Here is a 19,385-nt window from a genome sequence, read left to right on the forward strand (position 1 = left end):
AGAAGTGTGCGCATCGGGTCATAACCTGTTTGTGCATAAATGGACGAGGGAAAGTGACGGGCCGTTCGAATGTCGACCAGGAGTTCGGAATTCAGGGATGTCCGCCGTGCTGAATCCCTCGCTTGAGAAGGGCGCCGGCCGGCGAGGAGACGATTCCTCTCCAGGGGTGACGCGGACCGGGCCGGCGCTCGCCAGAGACCTCAGGGCGCGGCGGACCGCGCCCTGGTTCGCCGCCGCGACCGCCATGGCGGCGTACTGCCTCGCCATGGCCGTGCACGGCACCTATCCCTTCGGCGGCAGATCCCGCGCGGTGAACGACCTCGGCAATCAGTTCGTGCCGTTCCACGCGCGCCTCTGGGACCTGATGCACGGCGAAGCCCATGGTGATCTCCTCTTCAATTGGGCCAGCGGATACGGCACGCCCTTTCTCGCCGACTTCTTCACTTATCTGATGAACCCGTTCTCGTGGCTGGTCGGGATCTTTCCCCGGCACAGTGTCGAGTTCCCCGTGTTTCTGGTGACGCTGTTCAGCGTCGGTCTCGCCGCCGCGCTCATGACCGTCTTTCTCGGCCGGCTCCACGAGGGAAGTCCCTGGCTGCGCGCCCTGCTCTCGGTCGGATTCGGACTGAGCGCGTGGATGATCTCGGACGGATTCTCCGATCCCATGTGGATGTGGGGGCTTGTCGCCCTCCCGCTCCTCGGCATCGCCTACGACTGGTGTCTGCGCCGCCGCCGCTGGGTGACCGGCGCGCTCCTCGTGACGGTCTGCTGGGCCGGCAACTTCTACACCGCCGCGATGGCCACGATCGGCATGGCCCTGATCCTGCTGGTACGGGTGCTCCTCGACGAGCGGCCCGTGGGGGAGCGGCTGCGCGTGGCCGGGCGGGCCGCCTCCATGACCGGCGTCGGGATCCTGCTCGCCGCGCCCGTGCTGACCGTCGGCCTCAAGGCCAGCAAGGTCTCCCAGCCCGCTCCCGAGGCCGTCTATCAGGGCCCGCCCGCGCCCCTCGACTACCTGGCGCACCTGATCCCGGGCGGCCTCGTCGGGCGTGTGCCGCACATCTCCGTCGGCATGCTCGCCCTGCTCCTCGTCGCCACCTACCCCTTCGTCCGCCGCGCGCCGCGCAGGGAGCGGGTCGCCTGGCTCGCCCTGGTCGCGCTGATGGCCGGCTCCCTGGTCTGGAAGCCCACGATCCTGCTCTGGCACGGACTGGCCATGCCCAACGGCAGCCCCTACCGCGCCTCGATCGCCCTCACGGCCGTGCTGGTCTGCGTGGCCTGGCTGGCGCTCGCACGGCGGCCCCGCCTCCCCGAACTGCTCCGCGGCGGTGCCCTGGTGCTCGTGCTGGTCCTCAGCGTGAGCACCACCGCGTACATGACGACGGGACCGTGGATCCTGGCCGCCGGCGGCCTCGTCCTTCTCGGTCTGCTCCTGGCGCTGGACCGCTTCCGAGGCGACCGCCGCGTGCGCATCGGCCTCACGGTGGCCCTGGCCGGGGCCGTCTTCCTGTCCTCCGCGTACACCGTCCTGTCCACGACACGGATCCGCGACGCCATCGAGTGGTGGAAGCCCAAGCGCACCTTCGACAGCCAGGCGCTCGCCGCCTACGGGCAGTTGAAGGCGGCGGACGCGTGGCCCGCGAGCCGTACCGACCCCGGCCCGCACTCGTTCGCGTCCAACGACCCGATGCTGCTCGCCGGGCAGGGCGGCGGCTACTACAGCAGCTACCTCCCGGCGGTCACCGCCGACGCCCTGCACCGGCTCGGCGCCGGCTGGTACGTCCAGGGGCGCCACACGCGCAGCTTCGACGACCCGGTCGGCCGCGCCGTCATGGGCGTGAGCACCTACCTCGAACCGGACGCCGGACCCGACGGCTTCGTCCGGCGCTCGGCCCTCGCCCCGCCCGTCGTCACGCTGCGACCGGCCGGCACGCCCCTCGATGGGACCGTCCGCGACGTCTCGCTCTTCTCCCGCCAGGAACGGGTGCTGGGCGCGCGCGTCTACGACGTGCCCACGCTCGCCCGGAGCGGTGGTGGCCCCCGGCCGGTGCCGGGTCACGGCTGGCCACTCGGCGCGGACGGTGCGGGCGGCGCGGACGGCGCGGGCGGTGCGGCGCAGCGCGGCGGTGCGGGCGGTGCGGGCGGTGCGGACGGTGCGGACGGTGCGGACGGCGCGGGCGGTGCGGCGCAGCGCGGTGGTGCGGACGGCGCGGACGGTGCGGGCGGTGCGGGCCGTGCGGACGGTGCGGGCGGTGCGGGCGGTGCGGGCCGTGCGGCGCAGCGCGGCGGTACGACCTTCACCGCCGTCTGCGCCCCCGGCTCGGAGGCGTACTGGTACGCGCCCTGGCTGCGCGGGCGGGTCGACGCCCTCGGCACGACCCTCCGGCCCGCCGGCAAGTACCCCATGACCAGCAACCCGCTGTACCGCCTCGGGACCGTCCCCGCCGACGGCCGGGTCGCGGTCAGGGTCCACTCGGCGCAGCGCCAGTACATCCCGGAGAGCGCCGTCGGCTGCCTCGACCGCGCCGCGCTCGACCGGAGCGTGCGGCAGCTGCGCGCCACCGGCCCCGACCGCGTGAACTCCTCCGGCCACGGCATCCGTGCCGCGTTCGCGCCCGGTACGGCCGGGACCGCGGTGCTCTCCGTGCCCGCCACCCCCGGCTGGCTGTGCGCCGTCGACGGCGGCCCCGCCCGCGTGCCGCGCACGCTCGGCGGCCTCATCGCCGTGGAGCTCGGCGACGGCGCCTCGCGGCTCGCCTGTTCCTACCGCACCCCCGGGCTGCGGCTCGGGCTCGCCGCGAGCGGGGCCGCGGCGGCGCTGCTGCTCGCCGTCACCGCCGCCCACCTGCTCCGTACCCGCACCACACCCGCATCCCGTCCGTCCGACCCGTCCCGTAGATCGCGCTCGTCGTTCAGGAGCCAACGTTCATGATCAAGTTGTCCGTCGTTGTCCCCTGCTACAACGAGGAAGCGGTGATCGACCAGTTCGACACCCGCATCCGTGAGGTGCTGGGCGCCCTGCCCGTCGCGTACGAGATCTGCTACGTCGACGACGGAAGCGGGGACGGCACCTTCCTCCGACTGCGCGCCATCGCCGCCGAGTTCGAGAAGGAGACCCGTTACGTATCCTTCAGCCGGAACTTCGGCAAGGAGGCCGCCATGCTCGCCGGGCTCCGCGAGGCCACCGGCGACGCCGTCGTGATCATGGACGCGGACCTCCAGCACCCGCCGGAACTCATCCAGCGGATGCTCGAACTCCACGAACTGGGCCACGAGCAGATCATCGCCCGGCGCACCCGCGAGGGCGACAAGAGGCTCCGCAGCGCCCTGAGCCGGCTCTACTACCGCGGTGTCAACAAGTGGATCGACGTCGAACTGACCGACGGCGTCGGCGACTTCCGCCTGCTCTCCCGCTCTGCCGTGGACGCGTTGCTGTCGCTCCCCGAGTACAACCGCTTCTCCAAGGGGCTCTTCTCCTGGATCGGCTTCGACACCGTCACCTTCGACTACCAGAACGCCGCGCGTGAGGCCGGCGAGACGAAGTGGAAGTTCAGCTCCCTGCTCAACTACGGCATGGACGGGCTGATCTCCTTCAACAACCGGCCCCTGCGCATCGCGATCTGGCTCGGTCTCACGCTCACGGGTCTCGCCGCGCTGTACGCGATGTGGATCGTCGTGGCCGCCCTGACCCAGGGCGTCAGCGCCCCGGGTTATGTCACCCTGGTCGCGATCATCGTCGGGCTCGGCGGCGTGCAGATGATCATGCTGGGGCTGATCGGCGAGTACATCGGCCGGATCTACTACGAGACCAAGCGCCGGCCGCACTTCCTCGTCAAGGAGACCGACCGCTCCACGACGCGCCGCCCCATCGCCGGAAGCGCCGGTGCCGGCGCCGGTGCCTATGCCGCGGGCCGCCGGGACGGCAGCCGCGCCCGCGTCGCGGCGACCGAACGGGAGATGTGATGCGCGGTCAGCTCGGACAGATCGTCCGCTTCGGCGTGGTGGGCGGTATCAACACGGGGACCTTCTACGGCTGCTACCTGCTGCTGCACCCCTGGATGCCGTACTTCGCCGCCTACTCCATCGCCTTCGTGCTCAGCATGGTCGGTTCGTTCTTCCTGAACACCTACTTCACCTACCGCACCAGGCCCACCTGGAAGAAGTTCGCGCTCTTCCCGCTCACCAACCTCACCAACTACCTGGTGCAGAGCGTCGGCCTGTACGCCCTGGTGACGTGGGCCGGGATGGACGACCGGATCGCGCCGCTGGTCGCGGCCGTCGTCGCCATCCCGTTCACCTATCTGCTGGCGAAGAAGATCCTCGTGCCCGGCGGACGGAAGGCGCAGTCGGACGCCACGGGCCCCGCCGGTGACGCCGGCGTCGGGTCGGACTCCGTCGCCACACGCTGACGGCGGGCCGGGCGGGCCGGGCATGTCGGGAGTGGCGGGCGGGCCGGGCGTGGCGGCTTCGGATCGTCGCGCGCACGCGCCGCCCGGCCGTTCCACTCAGCGGAATGGACGGGCGCCGTCCGTCCCGGCTCGCGTAGATTGCCTGGCAGACATCCGGATGAGGGCGACGCAGGTGACGGCGGTACAGGTGACAGAGGCAAGGCAGTTCGTGACGGAAGCCCGCAGGATCGTCGTCAAGGTCGGCTCCTCCTCGCTCACCACCGCGTCCGGCGGCCTGGACGCCGACCGGGTCGACGCCCTCGTCGACGCCCTCGCCAAGGTCCGCAGCGGCGGCGAGAAGGAGATCGTGCTGGTCTCCTCCGGCGCCATCGCCGCCGGTCTCGCCCCGCTCGGCCTCACCCGCAGACCCAAGGACCTCGCCCGCCAGCAGGCCGCCGCCAGCGTCGGCCAGGGCCTGCTCGTCGCCCGCTACACCGCCTCCTTCGCCCGCTACGGCGTACGGGTCGGGCAGGTGCTGCTCACCACCGACGACACCAGCCGGCGCGCGCACTACCGCAACGCCTACCGGACCCTCGACCAGCTCCTCGCCATGGGCGCCCTGCCGGTCGTCAACGAGAACGACACCGTCGCCACGGACGAGATCCGCTTCGGCGACAACGACCGGCTCGCCGCCCTCGTCGCCCATCTCGTCCGCGCGGACCTGCTCGTCCTGCTCTCGGACGTCGACGGGCTCTACGACGGTGACCCCGCCAAGCCCGGCTCCGCGCGGATCGCCGAGGTGGCGGGCCCCGAGGACATCGCGCACGTCGAGATCGGCTCCGCCGGCAAGGCGGGGGTCGGCACCGGCGGCATGGTCACCAAGGTCGAGGCCGCCCGGATCGCCGCCGCCGCCGGCATCCCCGTCGTCCTCACCTCCGCCGTCCGCGCCGCCGACGCCCTCTCCGGCCGCGACACCGGGACGTACTTCCACCGCACCGGCCGGCGCTCCGCCGACCGGCTGCTCTGGCTCGCCCACGCCTCCACCCCGCAGGGCCATCTGACCCTGGACGAGGGCGCGGTACGGGCCGTCGTCCAGGGCAAGAAGTCGCTCCTCGCGGCCGGAATCGCCGCCGTGGAGGGGGAGTTCGTGGCCGGCGACCCGGTCGAGCTGCGCGACACCGACGGCCGCGCCGTCGCCCGCGGACTCGTCAACTTCGACGCCAAGGAGATCCCCCGGATGCTCGGCCGCTCCACGCCCGAGCTCGCCAGGGAGCTCGGTCCGGAGTACGAGCGGGAGGTCGTCCACCGCGACGATCTGGTCGTCGTCCGCCCCTGACCCGCCGCCGCGTGAGCGCCGTGTGGAGAAACGGCTGAAAGACCGGCCATCCGGTAGGGACCTTTACCAAAACCGCCCCAGATGCCGCCTCGGGCTGGTCAACTTTGTCTCGGGGACAAGACAAGGGCGGGGTACAGCACCACACGCATCAATCAGGAGGCCGCCGGTGAGACGAGCGCGCCCAGGGGCACCGCCCCGCGGGACTGCCGAACGCGCCCTGACCAGTGTCGAGGCCGGAGCCGACTTCGACGAGGGACGGGACACCGACACAGCTGGGACACGCGTCGAGGAGCGACCGGTGGTCGACTCGAAGCTCTGGCACATCACCCTCAGCGTCTCGGGCGCCGAGGCCCCGCTGAAGGAGGTCAGGCGCGGTCTCGAACAGCTGGCCCACGACCATCCCTTCCTGCTGACCAGCCGCTATGCCAATGATCACGCCGAGATCCGCTACTGGGAAGAGGCCCGTGACCTGCACGATGCCGCCGCGGTCGCGCTGCGGCTGTGGGGCGAGCACCGGCAGAGCGCCAAGCTGCCGCCCTGGGAGATCGTCGGCCTGGAGGTCATCGACCGCGAGACCTACCACCAGCGCATCGCCGAAGGCTACGGCCCCCCGCCGGCCGCCCCGGTGGGGGTCCACCCGTACTGAGAGCGCCGTCCCCGCGGCCTGAGGCCGCCCTTCCCGCGGCGCGTGCGGCCGCCGAGACCGCCGTCTCGGAGTGCGGGATGCGAACGGCATTCGTGAGGGATGTCCGCAGAGGTGCCAGTACCCTGCGGGCATGACCTCGCTCACGCCCCTCGACAACCTGTCCCCGGTCGCCCGGGCCGCCTACCGCGCCCGCGCCGCCGCCGCCGAAATCGCGCCACTTCCGCGCGCGGCCAAGGACGACGCCCTGCTGGCGATCGCGGACGCCCTCGAGGTCCGCACCGCCGAGATCGTCGAGGCGAACGCCGAGGACATCGCCCGTGCCCGGGAGGCCGGAACCAGCGAGTCGATCATCGACCGGCTCACCCTCACCCCGGAGCGGGTCCGCGCCATCGCCGCCGACGTGCGCGACGTGGCCGCCCTGCCCGACCCGGTCGGCGAGGTCGTCCGCGGCTCGACCCTTCCCAACGGCATCGACCTGCGACAGGTCCGCGTCCCCCTCGGTGTCGTCGGCATCATCTACGAGGCCCGTCCCAACGTGACCGTGGACGCCGCCGCCCTCTGCCTCAAGGCCGGAAACGCCGTCCTCCTGCGCGGCTCGTCCTCCGCCTACTCCTCCAACACCGCCCTGGTGAAGGTCCTGCGCGACGCCGTCGGCGGCGCCGGACTGCCGGCCGACGCCGTCCAGCTCGTCCCCGGCGAGTCCCGCGACTCGGTACGGGAGCTGATGCGCGCCCGTGGCCTGGTCGACGTCCTCATCCCGCGCGGCGGCGCCTCCCTGATCCGTACCGTCGTCGAGGAGTCCACCGTCCCGGTCATCGAGACCGGCACCGGAAACTGCCACGTCTACGTGGACGCCCAGGCCGACCTCGACATGGCCGTCGACATCCTGGTGAACTCCAAGGCCCAGCGCCCCAGCGTCTGCAACGCCGCCGAGACCCTCCTCGTCCACCGGGACATCGCGGACGCCTTCCTGCCCCGCGCCCTCGCCGCCCTGGCCGACGCCGGGGTCACCGTCCACGCCGACGAGCGGGTCCTCGCCCGGGCCGAGGGCTCCAAGGCCACCGTCGTCCCCGCGACCCCGGAGGACTGGGAGACCGAGTACCTCTCCTACGACATCGCCGCCGCCGTCGTCGACTCCCTCGACAAGGCCGTCGAACACATCCGGCTCTGGTCCTCCGGCCACACCGAGGCGATCGTCACCACCTCGCAGGCCGCCGCCCGCCGCTTCACCCAGCTGGTCGACTCCACGACGGTCGCGGTCAACGCGTCCACCCGTTTCACCGACGGCGGCCAGTTCGGCTTCGGCGCCGAGATCGGCATCTCGACCCAGAAACTCCACGCCCGTGGGCCCATGGGCCTGCCCGAGCTGACCTCGACGAAGTACATCGTCACCGGCGACGGCCACACGCGCTGACCTCCGAATCCCCCGATCGGCCCCGCCCGCGGGGGCCGATCGGGGAGCGGGACGGGCGGGGATAGTTCGCACTCTCCCTGCCCAAAACCACCTCCCAGGTCTACTCTGAAAAACGTGCCGGACGACGTGGGGGGCAAGCCGTTCCCGGACGGCAGGGACCCTGAGAACGCTGACGACCGCGGGGGCGCGGACGACTTCGCCACCGTGGTGTTCGACGAGGACTTCGTACGGGCCGCCGAGGTCCATGAGCCGACCGCCGTGGAGCGCCTGCTCGCGGCGGCCCAGGCGCGCGCCGAGGCGGAGGCCGCCCGTGCCCGGGCAGGCGGCGGACCGGGCGACGACGAGCTCTATGAGGACGGCTACGACCTCTCGGGCCCCCTCGGCGGCCGCTACGGCCACGCGTACGACCCGGACGACCCCGACGACGACGCCGGCCCCTACGGCCCCCACGGCGGCGCCCTGCGCCCGTACCGGGGCAGCGCCCGCTGGCACCGGCCCGTCGCCTGGGTGCTCGCGCTCGTGATGGGCGTCGGCATGGTCGCCCTCGCCTTCACCGCGGTCTACCGAGGCGCCTCCGCCAACCGGCAGGACCAGGTCCCCGCACCCGCCACCACCGGCATCGACAAGCCGCGGGTGAACCCTCCGGCGGTCACCGCGCCCTCGGCCTCCGCCGCGTACTCCGCGCCCCCCGCCCCCGCCGTCCCCCGGACGCCCTGAACCCCGCGATCCGAGCTCTGGGGACATGTGGCCTGGTAGCCGCGGGTTTCGTCGGAATTCTTCGGAACTTGTCGTGTACCTGGGCGTTTACCCGAGCCCCGTCCGACCTACTCTGAAGGTATGGCAGGGCGTGGCGACCCGCCTGAGGGGCCGGTTCCCGACCCCGGCGGTGGTGAGGACGAGTACCGATCCGTCGTCTTCGACGAGTCGTTCGTCCGTGCTGCCCGGCTCCAGGAGTTCTCCGCCGAGGAGCGGATGGGCGAGCACTCCCAGGCCGTGCGCTCCCGCCCCACCTGGAGGGAGGCCAGAAGCGGCTCCCGCCAGGCCCTCCTGCTGGTCCTGCTGATCCTCCTCGCGTTCGGTACGGCCATCTACCTGGGCGTCCGCAACCCCTACCAGCCCCCCGTCGACCAGCGGGCCGAGCCGCTGCGGATCACCATGGTCCCGCTCGCCCCGCAGGGCGCCGTGCCGGGCGGAGAGCCCGCCCAGCTGTTCGCGCACAGCCCCGCCGCCGAGTACCGCACGGGCGCCGCCGGCATCAACCTCCCGGTCACGGGACGCACCACGCACTTCTCGGAGAGCCAGGTCGTGGCCGCCCTGACGATCGCCAAGGACTACCTCGTGGCCTCCTCGCTGGATCCCGAGGTCCTGAAAGGCGCGACGGTCCGGCCCGCCCGGCTGCTCCTGGACCCCGACCAGCTGGCGCAGTTCGACCAGAGCGTCGAGGCCTCGCTCGACGACGGCCGCCACGCGGTCGCCGGCTGGCTGGTGCGGTTCGACCCCGCCGAGGTCGCCCTGGCGTCGCCCGGCATCCGCGTCCAGGGCACCCTCCGCTTCGCGGAGACGGCGACCGACATGCTGGAGGTCACCTCGGACCACACCTTCACCTACGCCCTGCGGCCCGCGGCCTCGGGCGCCGGGCCCGTGAGCGGGGCGTCGCTCTTCACGGTGCACCGCGAGACGCACTTCCGCTTCGACCTCGAAGACCTGCGGATGCACCGTGCCGAACTGCTGGCCAGCACCGTCCAGGCCGGTCCGCAGGCCTGCGGAACCGACCCGTCCGGCACCTTGCACCCGCTGCTCGCCGGCGAGCGGGCTCCGGATCCCGGCAGGGCGGCCGTCACCGACCCGTACGCCACCGGCCGGCCGGTCGTCTCCTCGCTCTGCGGGACCCTCGCCCCGAGCGCTCAGCCCTCCTTCTGACCGCCCTCGGCACCCTCGGCACCACCGTCGTCGGCAGCCCCGCCCGTGCCGCCGTCCGTGCCCGGGGATCCGCCGCCGAACCGGTTGCGCAGCTTCCCGCCCAGGTCGTTCGCCAGGTCGCCCGCGCCGCCGGCTATGTCACCGACCAGCTTCATCAGCGGATCCTTGCTGGTGCGCACCGATTCGGCGTAGTGCCCGGCCGATTCCCGGAAGGAGTCGGTCACCGAGGTGTCCTTGTCCTCCGACCGCCGCGGGTAGTGCCCGTCCATGATCCGCTGGTAGTCCCGGGTCTCGGACCACTTCTTCAGCTCGGCCGCCCGGACCGTGGTGAAGGGGTGCGTGCGCGGGAGCACGTTGAGGATCTTCAGGACGGAGTCGCGCAGGTCGCCGCCCTTCTCGTACTCGTCGGCCTGGGCGAGGAACGCGTCCACGTTCATCTCGTGCAGGTGGTTGCCGCCGGCGATCTTCATCAGGCCGCGCATCGAAGCCTGGAGGTCCTGGCCTGCCAGGAGGCCCGCACGGTCCGCGGACAGCTCGGACTTGCGGAACCACTCCCGCAGCGCCGTCACGATCGCCATGATCGCCACGTTCCCCAGCGGGATCCAGGCGACCTTGACCGCCAGACTGGTGAGGAACAGCAGGATCGTGCGGTAGACGGAGTGACCGGAGAGGGCGTGGCCCACCTCGTGGCCGACGACCGCCCGCATCTCCTCCTCGTCGAGCAGCTCCACGAGGCCCGTGGTGACCACGATGATCGGCTCGTCGAGGCCGATGCACATCGCGTTCGGCTTCGGGTCCTGCGTGACGTACATCGGCGGGACCTTCTCCAGGTCCAGGATGTAACACGCGTCCCGCAGCATGTCGTTGAGGTGCGCGAACTGGGCGTCGCTCACCCGCACGGAGTCGGAGAGGAAGAGCAGTCGGAGGCTGCGCTCGGGCAGCAGTGCGCTGAGGGCCTTGAAGACCGTGTCGAAGCCGGTGAGCTTGCGCAGAGCCACGAGCGCCGAGCGGTCCGCGGGGTGCTCGTAGGCGCGTGAGGAGATGCCGGGGAAGCGCTTGCGCTGCCTGCTCGGCACGTTCCCCCGGTCGTTGTCGGACTTCTCGGTCATGGATGCCCCCTGTTCGTACGAGACCTGGCTCGTCCCCCTGACGCGTCCCAGCCTAGGTGCTGGGGTCCATCGCCACCGGAGCCTGTGGATAACTCGGGCACGGTGGACGGCGACGGGGTACGACAGCCCGGACAACGACTGAGTCGGCGTGAGCGTGCCCGGACGGCCCGCATACGATGTGCGCGAAGTCTTCGCTCCCGTCCCCGATCGATAGGTCCTGTTGAAGATGAGCCTCCACAGCACCGCCGTCAACCTGGTCACGCTCGCCGAAGGCGCCGAGCACGGTGGCAACCACGACAGCCTCAGCCCGTACCTCACCGGTTTCGGCGCGTTCGGCGCGCTGCTGCTGCTCCTGTGGATCACCACCCGCTTCAACCGCGACCGCTGAGCCGACGACCGGACCGAAGGCGCCCGCTGCCGTGCCAGTAGGCTCTGCACGCATGGGAGAGCAGGAAGTGTCTACTGGCGGCCGCGGCAAGCGCCGACTCGGCGTGATGGGCGGAACGTTCGACCCGATCCATCACGGACACCTGGTGGCCGCCAGTGAGGTGGCCGCCCTGTTCCACCTCGACGAGGTGGTGTTCGTGCCGACCGGCGAGCCGTGGCAGAAGAGCCACAAGGCCGTCTCGCCGGCCGAGGACCGTTATCTGATGACGGTCATCGCCACGGCGTCCAACCCGCAGTTCTCGGTCAGCCGGATCGAGATCGACCGCGGCGGGCCGACGTACACGATCGACACCCTGCGGGACCTGCGCTCCCTCAACGGCGACTCGGACCTCTTCTTCATCACGGGGGCCGACGCGCTGTCGCAGATCCTGACGTGGCGCGACGCCGAGGAGCTGTTCTCGCTGGCCCACTTCATCGGCGTCACCCGGCCGGGCCACGACCTCACGGACGACGGCCTGCCCAAGGGCGGCGTCTCGCTGGTCGAGGTTCCCGCGCTCGCCATCTCGTCCACCGACTGCCGGGCGAGGGTCGCGCAGGGCGACCCGGTCTGGTATCTGGTGCCGGACGGCGTGGTGCGCTACATCGACAAGCGCCAGTTGTACCGCGGCGAGTGAGCCTCGGAGAGGGGCACCGGTGAACGATCAGAACCCGTACGACCCGTACTACCCGCAGCCGCAGATCATCGGCTACGACGAGTACGGGCAGCCGGTGTACCAGCAGGTCCCACCGCAGTCACAGCAGTCGTACGACGCCTACGACCCGTACGCGCAGCAGCAGCCGCAGGGCCGGCCGCCCACGCAGCAGCCGCAGGCGCCGCAGCACGGGCAGCAGCAGGGGTACGGCTACGACGCCTACGGGCAGCCCGTCCAGCCCCAGCAGCCCCAGACGTCCCAGCAGCCCCAGTACGACCCGTACGGGCAGCAGGGCCCGCAGCAGCAGGGCTACGGCTACTCCCCGTACGAGACCGGGCAGCAGTGGGCCGTACAGCCCGAGGCGGCGCCCGCTCCCGCCCCGGCCGCCCCCGTGGCCGCTCCGGCCGGTGTGCCGGGCCCGCGCTCCGCGCCGGAGGACGGCGCCGAGCGCGACTACCGCACCGAGCAGTTCTCGTTCATCGAGGAGCCCGACGAGGACTCCGAAGACGTCATCGACTGGCTGAAGTTCACCGAGAGCCGCTCCGAGCGGCGCGAGGAGGCCCGGCGCCGGGGCCGCAACCGGGTCGTCGCCCTGATCGTGGTCCTCGCCCTCGCCGCCGTCGGCGGGGTCGGCTACCTCTGGTCCGCCGGCAAGCTCCCCGGCTTCGCGAGCGAGGAGCAGAAGCAGAACACCGCGACCGGCCCGCAGAAGCGCGACACGATCGTCGTCCACCTCCACGACCTCAAGGGCGGCGGCACCTCCACCGCCCTGCTCGTCGACAACACGACGACCGGGCAGGGCACCACGGTCCTGCTCCCGAACGCGCTCTCCGTCTCCACCGACGACGGCACCTCGACCACCCTCGCCAAGTCCGTCGAGGACGACGGCTCCAGCGGCACCCGCGAGTCGATCGGCAACCTCCTCGGTACGGAGATCGCCGGCACCTGGCGGCTGGACACCCCGTACCTGGAGAACCTGGTCGAGATCGTCAGCAACATCGACCTGACCACCGACGTCACCGTGCCCAGCGACAAGAAGGGCGAGGACCCGCTCGTCACCAAGGGCGAGAATCAGACGCTGAACGGCCGCGCCGCCGTCGCCTACGCGACCTACCGCGCGCCCGGCGAGGCCGAGGCCAAACAGCTCCAGCGCTTCGGCCAGGTCATGTACGCCGTGCTGCGGAAGATGTCCGACGACCCCAAGGCCAACGCGGACACGATCGCCACGCTGGTCATGATCCTCGACCCCTCCCTGCCCGAGAAGGACCTCGGCGCCTCGCTCGCCGGGCTGGCCAAGCACGCCAAGGGCGGCGACTACAAGACGGCGGTCCTCCCGGTGCAGCAGGACGGCTCCCTCGGCGAGGGAGCGGCGGACAGCGTGGTCAAGGACATCCTCGGCGGCAAGGTGACCCCTCCCGAGCAGGGCGGCGCGGTCCGCGTCTCGGTCCGCGACGCGACCGGCAAGGACGCCACCGAGGCCGCCAGGGTCGTCCTGGTCAACGGAGGCTTCGCCTTCGTGGGCGGCGCCGAGGCGGACACGCAGAAGAGCTCGCAGGTCCTGTACGGCGACGACGCCCAGAAGGCGACCGCGGTCGAGGTGGCCGAGACCCTCGGCCTTCCGGAGAGCGCGGTCAAGAAGGGCAAGCCCGCCGGAAACGCCGCGGTCACGGTGGTCCTGGGCCAGGATTACAAGATCCCCGGGAGCAAGAAGTGACCCGTTCGTAATCGTTTGCGGGGCGGTCGGCGGTACGTGAGACCCTTGATGTGTCTCTGACCGCCGACGAAAGCCTGCTTGTGACCGCCACGGATCGCTCCATCGAGCTCGTCAACGCCGCCGCCCAGGCGGCGGCCGACCGGCTCGCGCACGACATCATCGCGTACGACGTCAGCGATGTGCTGTCGATCACCGACGCCTTCCTGCTCGCCTCCGCGCCCAACGACCGCCAGGTCAAGTCGATCGTCGACGAGATCGAGGAGCGGCTGAACAAGGACCTCGGCGCCAAGCCGGTCCGCCGTGAGGGCGACCGCGACGCCCGCTGGATCCTCCTGGACTACGTCGACATCGTCGTGCACGTCCAGCACAGCGAGGAGCGGGTCTTCTACGCCCTGGAGCGGCTCTGGAAGGACTGCCCCGAGCTTCCCCTCCCCGAGGACGCCCTTAAGACCCGCGGCAAGGCCGCCGAGCACGCCGCGCTGACGGGTGCCGCCGAGGAGACGGACGGTGAGCTGAGCTGAGCGCCACCAGGGGCGGCAGCGGCCGCCGCATCGTCCTGTGGCGGCACGGTCAGACCTCGTGGAACCTGGAGCGCCGCTTCCAGGGCTCCACGGACATCGAGCTGACCGAGACCGGTGTCGCCCAGGCGCGCCGGTCCGCCCGGCTGCTCGCCTCGCTCAAGCCGGACGCGATCATCGCGTCCGACCTGAAGCGGGCGGCGGCCACCGCGGCCGAGCTGGCCGCGCTCACCGGTCACCCCGTCGCGCACGACTCCGCCCTGCGCGAGACGTACGCGGGGGAGTGGCAGGGGCTGACCCACGACGAGATCGTCGTGCGGTACGGCGAGCAGTACGCCGCGTGGAAGCGCGGCGAGCCCGTGCGCCGGGGCGGCGGGGAGCTGGAGACCGAGGTTGCCGACCGGGCCGCCCCGGTGGTCCTGGACTACGCCGACAAGCTGCCCGACGACGGCACGCTCGTCGTCGTGAGCCACGGCGGCACGATCCGCACCACCATCGGACGGCTCCTCGGCCTGGAGGCGCATCACTGGGAGAGCCTCGGCGGGCTCTCCAACTGCTGCTGGTCCGTCCTCGGCGAGGGCGCCCGTGGCTGGCGGCTCATGGAGCACAACGCCGGCACGCTGCCCGAGCCGGTCCTCGGCGACGACGACTGAGCCGCCCGCAGACCTGGATTTCACTTTCCGGCAGGTCACAGGCTAAAGTTCTTCTTGTTCGCAGCGCGGAGCGCGAAGAACACGAGGGGCTATAGCTCAGTTGGTAGAGCGCCTGCATGGCATGCAGGAGGTCAGGAGTTCAATTCTCCTTAGCTCCACAGTCACCGAATCCCGTCCCCACCAGGGGGCGGGATTCGTCGTTTCCGTCACTCCCAGGTGTCCACCTCCTGGACGCGCATGGTCTCGATGGCCCGCCGGCTCTCGTCGTCGTTCGGTGTGTACGCCACGATCCGGCACTCCGGCATCCCGTTGATCGAGAGCGACACCGACGTCAGCCGCAGCTCGCCCACCGCGTCGTGACGGAAGGTCTTGATCTGGCTGCGGGGTGGCACGACATCGCCGCTCCGCCACATCCGCGCGAACTCCGGGCTCGCCTCCGCCAGACGCCGGACGAACGACTCCCAGGCGGGCTCCCCGACATGCCGGCCGTACGCCCCGCGCATCTGGGCGACCATGAGCGGCAGCTCGCGCTCCTTGTCGACGACCGGGCAGTTCCCGTCGGGGATCGTGAAGAGCGTCCACAGGACGTTGCGGACGCCGGGTGATCTCATCTCCGGGACGGAGAACAGCAGCCGGTACGTGGAGTTGGTCGCGAGCACGTCGTACCGGCTGTTGTAGACGACCGCCGGATGGGGCGCCAGGGCGTCCAGGATGCCCTGGATCTCCGGGCTGACGACGTCCACGTCCTCGGTGCTCTGGTCGGGCGCGAACGGCACCTCCGCCAGGTGGTACAGATGCTCCCGCTCGGGCCGGTCGAGCCGGAGGACACGCGCCACCGCGTCCAGCACCTGGGCGGAGGCGTTGATCGGACGTCCCTGTTCCAGCCAGGTGTACCAGGTGACGCCGACGCCGGAGAGCTGGGCGACCTCCTCGCGCCGCAGCCCGGGCGTGCGACGGCGCAGGCCCGGCGGCATGCCCACGTCCTCCGGCGTCACCCGGGCCCGGCGGCTGCGCAGGAACGCGGCCAGCTCGTGCCTGCGCCGGCGCGGTGTCGGTGTTGCCACGATCGTCACACCCCCCATGGTCGAGTCCCCCCGCCGCCGTTGCCAGGTGGTGTCAGTACCAGCATCGGCGGGCTCTCGTTACTCGTATCGGATCGGCGTCACGCTGCCTGGCATGACGACGACCTCAACACGTCCCGTACTCAGTAAAGACGGCGGCACTGACAACCGGCGGCTGCTGCTCGCGGTGGTGCTCGCCGCCCAGTTCATGGCGCTGCTCGACGTCTTCATCGTCAACGTCGCCGCACCCACCATCCGTACCGAACTCTCCGCCTCCGGAGCGGGACTTCAGCTGGTCATCGCCGGGTACACCATCGCCTACGCGGTCCTGCTGATCACCGGCGCGCGCCTCGGTGACCGGCTCGGCCACCGCCGCACCTACCTCGGCGGACTCGCCCTCTTCACCGCTGCCTCGCTCGCCTGCGGACTGGCCGCGGGAACGGGCCAGTTGATCGCCTTCCGGATCGTCCAGGGCGCCGGAGCCGCCCTGATGATCCCGCAGGTGCTCAGCCTCATCCAGCGCAACATCACGGGGGAGGGCCGCGTCCGCGCGCTCAGCGCCTACTCCGCGGTGCTCGCCACCGGCGCCGCCGCGGGCCAGGTCGCGGGCGGTGTGCTCGTCAGCGCGGATCTGTTCGGCAGCGGCTGGCGGCCGGTCTTCCTCGTCAACGTGCCCATCGGCCTGGCCCTGCTGGCCCTGGGCGCACGCGTCCTGCCGCCCGACGCGCGCACCGAACCGGAACGCGTCCGCTCCCTCGACCTGCCCGGCCTGGTCCTGCTCGCCGCCGCCGTCTCCCTCCTGACCGTCCCCCTGGTCCTTGGGCAGGAGGAGGGCTGGCCGCTGTGGGCCTGGCTCTCGCTCGCGGCGTCCGCGGTGGTCCTCGCCGCCTTCGGGGCGTACGAGTCGAGGCTCGCCCGCCGTGGCGGCGCCCCGCTGATCTCCCCGCGCGTCCTGCGCACCCCCGGGACCGGACGCGCCGCGATCCGGATCGGCGCGGCGATGGCCGTCAACGCGGGGTTCCTCTTCACCATCACCCTGCATCTGCAGGGAGGGCTCGGGTACAGCGCCCTGCGCGCCGGGCTGACCTTCGCGCCGGCCGCCGTCGTCTTCGGCGCGATCGGCCTCACCTGGCGCCGCTGGCCCGCCCGCGGTCAGCGCTTCCTGATCCCCGGAGGGTTCCTCGCCGCGGCGGCCGCGGCGGCTGCCGTGGGGGGCCTGCTCAAGGACGGCGGCAGCGGCGGCTGGGTGCTCTACGTCGCGCTCGCCGCCATGGGCGGCGGTCTCGCGCTCGCTTTCAGCCCCGCGCTGACCGGCGCCTTGGCCGGCGTACGGCCCGAGGACGCCGCCGACGCGAGCGGGCTGCTCGCCACCGTGACCCAGCTCGGCCAGCTGATCGGTGTGGCGACCTTCGGCACCCTCTTCCTCGGCCGGCTGGACGCGCCAGGGGCACTTGCCTCCGCCGACGCGCTCTGGGCGTGCGCTCTCGCCCTGGCCGCCGCGTCGATCTTGGGCGCGTCGACCGCCCTCGTACGCCGACCCGCCTGACCCCCTTGCGGAGCCATGGCAGAATCGGACGGCCGGAGGGGAACGAGGGTCCGGGCGGGAGGGGAGTGCGCGTTGGCCGTGAGTGGTGCCGAGGATGCCGAGGCCCATGCCGTCGCCGAGCCCGCAGCGGTCCCAGACGCGGTCCCACGCGCGGTCCGCGCCGCCGTCGAGGGGGCCGGATCCCGGCTCGACTGCCCCTCGTGCGGTTCCGCCCAGGTGGCCCAAATGCTCGGTGACAACGGCGGAGTGTCCTATGTGTGCACGTCCTGCGGCCGCAGCTGGAGCTGAGTGATGGGAGCACACAGGCGGAAATGCGACTGGTGCGGCAGCGGTACGCCCATCGTCAGGGACATGGATCCGGTCAATGCCGAGTACCAGTACTGGTGCGAGGAGTGCGCGCGGGCGCTGATCATAAAGGGCGACCCGATCGAGACGTACCGCGAGCTCGAAGGAGAGCCGATCTACGGCCGTCTCCTCGACGAGCACTGCACCCTCAAGCGGTTCTACTCCTTCGCCACGGCCTGACGCCGGCGCGCCAGCGCGTACCCCGCGAAGAGCACCGTCATGGTCAGCGGATAGACCGCGGACAGCAGCATCTGACCGACGTTCTGGTCGAGTTCGGGACGGCCCGGGTCGTGCGGCACCCACCACAGCGCGAACGAGGCGAAGACCAGCGCCACCGCCCCCGCGGCCCAGCGCGGCCGCACCTGGTCACGGCGGTCCACCAGCAGAACGAGCAGGGGGACGCACCACACCCAGTGGTGGGACCAGGAGATCGGACTGACCATCAGCGCCGTGATCGCGCAGACCACGACGGCCAGGGCCTTGTCCCCGCGCAGCGCGGACCGCACCGCGAGCGTCATCGCCGCGCCTCCGAACAGCACCGCGACCACCAGCCACCACAGACCCGGGTCGTCGGTGTGCATCAGCCGGGCCAGCACTCCACGCAGCGACTGGTTGGCGGTCTCCTCGGCGAAGCCGACCCGCCCCGTCTCGAAGAGCGTCTCGGTCCAGAACCGCCTGGAGTCGTACGGCAGGACCAGCGCGCTCGCCAGGGTCGTCCCGAGGAAGACCCCCGTCGCCGTGGCGGCCGTGCGCAGCCACTGGTTCCAGCGCCTCTCACGGCGCCACTGGAGCACCCCGGCGACCAGCAGGAACACCACGAACAGTCCGGGTGTGAGCTTCACCGCAGTCGCCAGGCCGATGCCCACCCCCGCCCAGCGGTTTCCCTCGCGGCGTGTGAAGTCCCACAGCACGGCCACGGCGATGAGCAGGTTGATCTGCCCGTACCGCAGGGTCGTCCACACCGGCTCGCACCAGACCACGACCGCCGCCACCAGCAGCGCGGCGCGCCACAGCCGCGCCCCGGACAGGGACGGACGGACCAGTTGCAGGGTGAGCTGGACCAGCGCGAGTACGAGCAGCAGGTTCCCCGCGGTCGTCAGTGTCCGCATCAGCGGAACGCCCACGAACGTCAGCGGGACGAACAGCAGCCCCGCGAAGGGCGGATAGGTCATGGCGAGGTTCGCCGAGGTGGCGCGCATCGCGTAGAGGTCGCCCCCGGCCCGGACCGTCTCCCCCTCCGCCCGGTAGACCATCACGTCGAGCATGTTCACGTGGGCGAGCCGCTGGGCCACCCAGAACGCGATGAACGACAGGAGACAGGCAGCCGCGGCGGTGGCGAGAGGCCACTGGCGGGCGCGGGTTCGGGCGAGTACGGACACGGTCACAGGGGGGGACCCTACCCGTCGCCGTCGGGCCGCCCCGGAAACGATTTGGTGATCCCACGGGGAGCCGGTTAATGTTCTGTCTGTCGCCGCGAGGGAAACCCGGACGAGGCGGACAGCAAGGGGCTATAGCTCAGTTGGTAGAGCGCCTGCATGGCATGCAGGAGGTCAGGAGTTCAATTCTCCTTAGCTCCACAGAAAGAGAAGCGGGGCCGCCGAACAGGAGGGGAGGCGGAGTAATTTGAGGGGGGGCACCGGGGGCAAACCCGCCCCC

Annotated in this window: 19 protein-coding genes and 2 tRNA genes; 18 read left to right on the forward strand and 3 right to left on the reverse strand. The window is 71.5% G+C overall.

What is annotated here, in order from left to right; translation table 11 throughout:
* Nucleotides 1-166 precede the first annotated feature (166 nt).
* The 8 genes from ACFVGW_RS12760 to ACFVGW_RS12795 all read left to right on the forward strand — a co-directional run bounded on the left by ACFVGW_RS12760 (nt 167) and on the right by ACFVGW_RS12795 (nt 9,704).
* Nucleotides 167-2,932, forward strand: a complete 2,766-nt coding sequence (locus tag ACFVGW_RS12760) for a YfhO family protein (RefSeq protein WP_385851965.1) — start codon at nt 167-169, stop codon at nt 2,930-2,932.
* Nucleotides 2,929-3,963 carry a glycosyltransferase family 2 protein gene (locus ACFVGW_RS12765; protein ID WP_385851966.1) on the forward strand — a complete coding sequence of 345 codons (1,035 nt, stop codon included), beginning with the start codon at nt 2,929-2,931 and terminating at the stop codon, nt 3,961-3,963. The genes ACFVGW_RS12760 and ACFVGW_RS12765 overlap by 4 nt, the downstream gene beginning before the upstream one ends.
* A complete protein-coding gene (locus ACFVGW_RS12770; RefSeq protein ID WP_385851967.1) occupies nt 3,963-4,409 on the forward strand; it encodes a GtrA family protein in 447 nt (148 codons plus the stop codon). Before ACFVGW_RS12765 ends, ACFVGW_RS12770 begins: the two co-directional genes overlap by 1 nt.
* Before the next feature lie 187 nt (nt 4,410-4,596).
* Nucleotides 4,597-5,724: a glutamate 5-kinase gene (proB, locus tag ACFVGW_RS12775; protein WP_352187867.1), complete on the forward strand. Its 1,128-nt coding sequence runs from the start codon at nt 4,597-4,599 to the stop codon at nt 5,722-5,724.
* Between the two features lie 166 nt (nt 5,725-5,890).
* Entirely contained in the window at nt 5,891-6,370 is a 480-nt protein-coding gene (locus tag ACFVGW_RS12780) for a hypothetical protein (RefSeq protein WP_383225690.1), read from the forward strand.
* Nucleotides 6,371-6,500: 130 nt separating this feature from the next.
* Nucleotides 6,501-7,784 (forward strand): glutamate-5-semialdehyde dehydrogenase, encoded by a 1,284-nt coding sequence (locus tag ACFVGW_RS12785; protein WP_383296051.1) that lies wholly within the window; start codon nt 6,501-6,503, stop codon nt 7,782-7,784.
* Nucleotides 7,785-7,898: 114 nt separating this feature from the next.
* Nucleotides 7,899-8,501: a hypothetical protein gene (locus ACFVGW_RS12790; protein ID WP_383309998.1), complete on the forward strand. Its 603-nt coding sequence runs from the start codon at nt 7,899-7,901 to the stop codon at nt 8,499-8,501.
* 120 nt (nt 8,502-8,621) lie between these two features.
* Nucleotides 8,622-9,704 (forward strand): hypothetical protein, encoded by a 1,083-nt coding sequence (locus tag ACFVGW_RS12795; protein ID WP_385851968.1) that lies wholly within the window; start codon nt 8,622-8,624, stop codon nt 9,702-9,704.
* On the opposite strand, the gene ACFVGW_RS12800 is transcribed toward ACFVGW_RS12795, so the two are convergent.
* Nucleotides 9,689-10,813 carry a M48 family metallopeptidase gene (locus ACFVGW_RS12800; protein WP_385851969.1) on the reverse strand — a complete coding sequence of 375 codons (1,125 nt, stop codon included), beginning with the start codon at nt 10,811-10,813 and terminating at the stop codon, nt 9,689-9,691. The two genes, ACFVGW_RS12795 and ACFVGW_RS12800, sit on opposite strands and share 16 nt — an antisense overlap.
* A 226-nt stretch (nt 10,814-11,039) precedes the next feature.
* On the opposite strand from ACFVGW_RS12800, the gene ACFVGW_RS12805 reads away from it, so the two are divergent.
* The 6 genes from ACFVGW_RS12805 (at nt 11,040) to ACFVGW_RS12830 (ending at nt 14,935) form a co-directional block, all read left to right on the forward strand.
* Complete coding sequence (locus tag ACFVGW_RS12805; protein WP_352187873.1) at nt 11,040-11,201, forward strand: hypothetical protein; 162 nt, start codon at nt 11,040-11,042, stop codon at nt 11,199-11,201.
* Between the two features lie 52 nt (nt 11,202-11,253).
* Entirely contained in the window at nt 11,254-11,874 is a 621-nt protein-coding gene (nadD, locus tag ACFVGW_RS12810; RefSeq protein ID WP_352187874.1) for a nicotinate-nucleotide adenylyltransferase, read from the forward strand.
* 19 nt (nt 11,875-11,893) lie between these two features.
* Entirely contained in the window at nt 11,894-13,606 is a 1,713-nt protein-coding gene (locus ACFVGW_RS12815; RefSeq protein WP_385851970.1) for an LCP family protein, read from the forward strand.
* An 80-nt stretch (nt 13,607-13,686) separates the two neighbouring features.
* Nucleotides 13,687-14,127: a ribosome silencing factor gene (gene rsfS / locus ACFVGW_RS12820; protein ID WP_352187876.1), complete on the forward strand. Its 441-nt coding sequence runs from the start codon at nt 13,687-13,689 to the stop codon at nt 14,125-14,127.
* A complete protein-coding gene (locus tag ACFVGW_RS12825) occupies nt 14,124-14,777 on the forward strand; it encodes a histidine phosphatase family protein (protein WP_385852001.1) in 654 nt (217 codons plus the stop codon). The genes rsfS and ACFVGW_RS12825 overlap by 4 nt, the downstream gene beginning before the upstream one ends.
* Nucleotides 14,778-14,862: 85 nt before the next feature.
* Nucleotides 14,863-14,935: transfer RNA gene (locus ACFVGW_RS12830), tRNA-Ala, on the forward strand.
* 48 nt (nt 14,936-14,983) lie between these two features.
* On the opposite strand, the gene ACFVGW_RS12835 is transcribed toward ACFVGW_RS12830, so the two are convergent.
* Complete coding sequence (locus ACFVGW_RS12835; RefSeq protein ID WP_385851971.1) at nt 14,984-15,859, reverse strand: helix-turn-helix transcriptional regulator; 876 nt, start codon at nt 15,857-15,859, stop codon at nt 14,984-14,986.
* A gap of 94 nt (nt 15,860-15,953) precedes the next feature.
* On the opposite strand from ACFVGW_RS12835, the gene ACFVGW_RS12840 reads away from it, so the two are divergent.
* From ACFVGW_RS12840 to ACFVGW_RS12850, 3 genes are all read left to right on the forward strand, one after another.
* Nucleotides 15,954-17,384 (forward strand): MFS transporter, encoded by a 1,431-nt coding sequence (locus ACFVGW_RS12840; protein ID WP_385851972.1) that lies wholly within the window; start codon nt 15,954-15,956, stop codon nt 17,382-17,384.
* A gap of 72 nt (nt 17,385-17,456) precedes the next feature.
* Nucleotides 17,457-17,672, forward strand: coding sequence for a hypothetical protein (locus tag ACFVGW_RS12845; protein ID WP_383225675.1), 216 nt, complete (start codon nt 17,457-17,459; stop codon nt 17,670-17,672).
* 3 nt (nt 17,673-17,675) lie between these two features.
* A complete protein-coding gene (locus ACFVGW_RS12850; RefSeq protein ID WP_260226316.1) occupies nt 17,676-17,909 on the forward strand; it encodes a hypothetical protein in 234 nt (77 codons plus the stop codon).
* Here the strand turns inward: ACFVGW_RS12850 and ACFVGW_RS12855 are convergent.
* Complete coding sequence (locus ACFVGW_RS12855; protein WP_385851973.1) at nt 17,888-19,114, reverse strand: glycosyltransferase 87 family protein; 1,227 nt, start codon at nt 19,112-19,114, stop codon at nt 17,888-17,890. The genes ACFVGW_RS12850 and ACFVGW_RS12855 overlap by 22 nt on opposite strands.
* 119 nt (nt 19,115-19,233) lie before the next feature.
* Between ACFVGW_RS12855 and ACFVGW_RS12860 the strand changes: the two genes are divergently transcribed.
* Nucleotides 19,234-19,306, forward strand: a tRNA-Ala gene (locus ACFVGW_RS12860).
* Nucleotides 19,307-19,385 lie beyond the last annotated feature (79 nt).

Origin of the sequence: Streptomyces sp. NPDC127129 (genome assembly GCF_042671585.1) — a bacterium.
In the GTDB taxonomy this organism is placed as follows: Bacteria; Actinomycetota; Actinomycetes; order Streptomycetales; family Streptomycetaceae; genus Streptomyces.

What these genes read in the sequence shown, in the direction of transcription:
- ACFVGW_RS12795 (WP_385851968.1), top strand. Translation starts at nt 8,622, where the DNA reads ATGGCAGGGCGTGGCGACCCGCCTGAGGGGCCGGTTCCCGACCCCGGC.
- ACFVGW_RS12800 (WP_385851969.1), bottom strand. Translation starts at nt 10,813, where the DNA reads ATGACCGAGAAGTCCGACAACGACCGGGGGAACGTGCCGAGCAGGCAG.
- ACFVGW_RS12850 (WP_260226316.1), top strand. Translation starts at nt 17,676, where the DNA reads ATGGGAGCACACAGGCGGAAATGCGACTGGTGCGGCAGCGGTACGCCC.
- ACFVGW_RS12765 (WP_385851966.1), top strand. Translation starts at nt 2,929, where the DNA reads ATGATCAAGTTGTCCGTCGTTGTCCCCTGCTACAACGAGGAAGCGGTG.
- ACFVGW_RS12805 (WP_352187873.1), top strand. Translation starts at nt 11,040, where the DNA reads ATGAGCCTCCACAGCACCGCCGTCAACCTGGTCACGCTCGCCGAAGGC.
- ACFVGW_RS12770 (WP_385851967.1), top strand. Translation starts at nt 3,963, where the DNA reads ATGCGCGGTCAGCTCGGACAGATCGTCCGCTTCGGCGTGGTGGGCGGT.
- ACFVGW_RS12785 (WP_383296051.1), top strand. Translation starts at nt 6,501, where the DNA reads ATGACCTCGCTCACGCCCCTCGACAACCTGTCCCCGGTCGCCCGGGCC.
- ACFVGW_RS12840 (WP_385851972.1), top strand. Translation starts at nt 15,954, where the DNA reads ATGACGACGACCTCAACACGTCCCGTACTCAGTAAAGACGGCGGCACT.
- ACFVGW_RS12835 (WP_385851971.1), bottom strand. Translation starts at nt 15,859, where the DNA reads ATGGGGGGTGTGACGATCGTGGCAACACCGACACCGCGCCGGCGCAGG.
- nadD (WP_352187874.1), top strand. Translation starts at nt 11,254, where the DNA reads ATGGGAGAGCAGGAAGTGTCTACTGGCGGCCGCGGCAAGCGCCGACTC.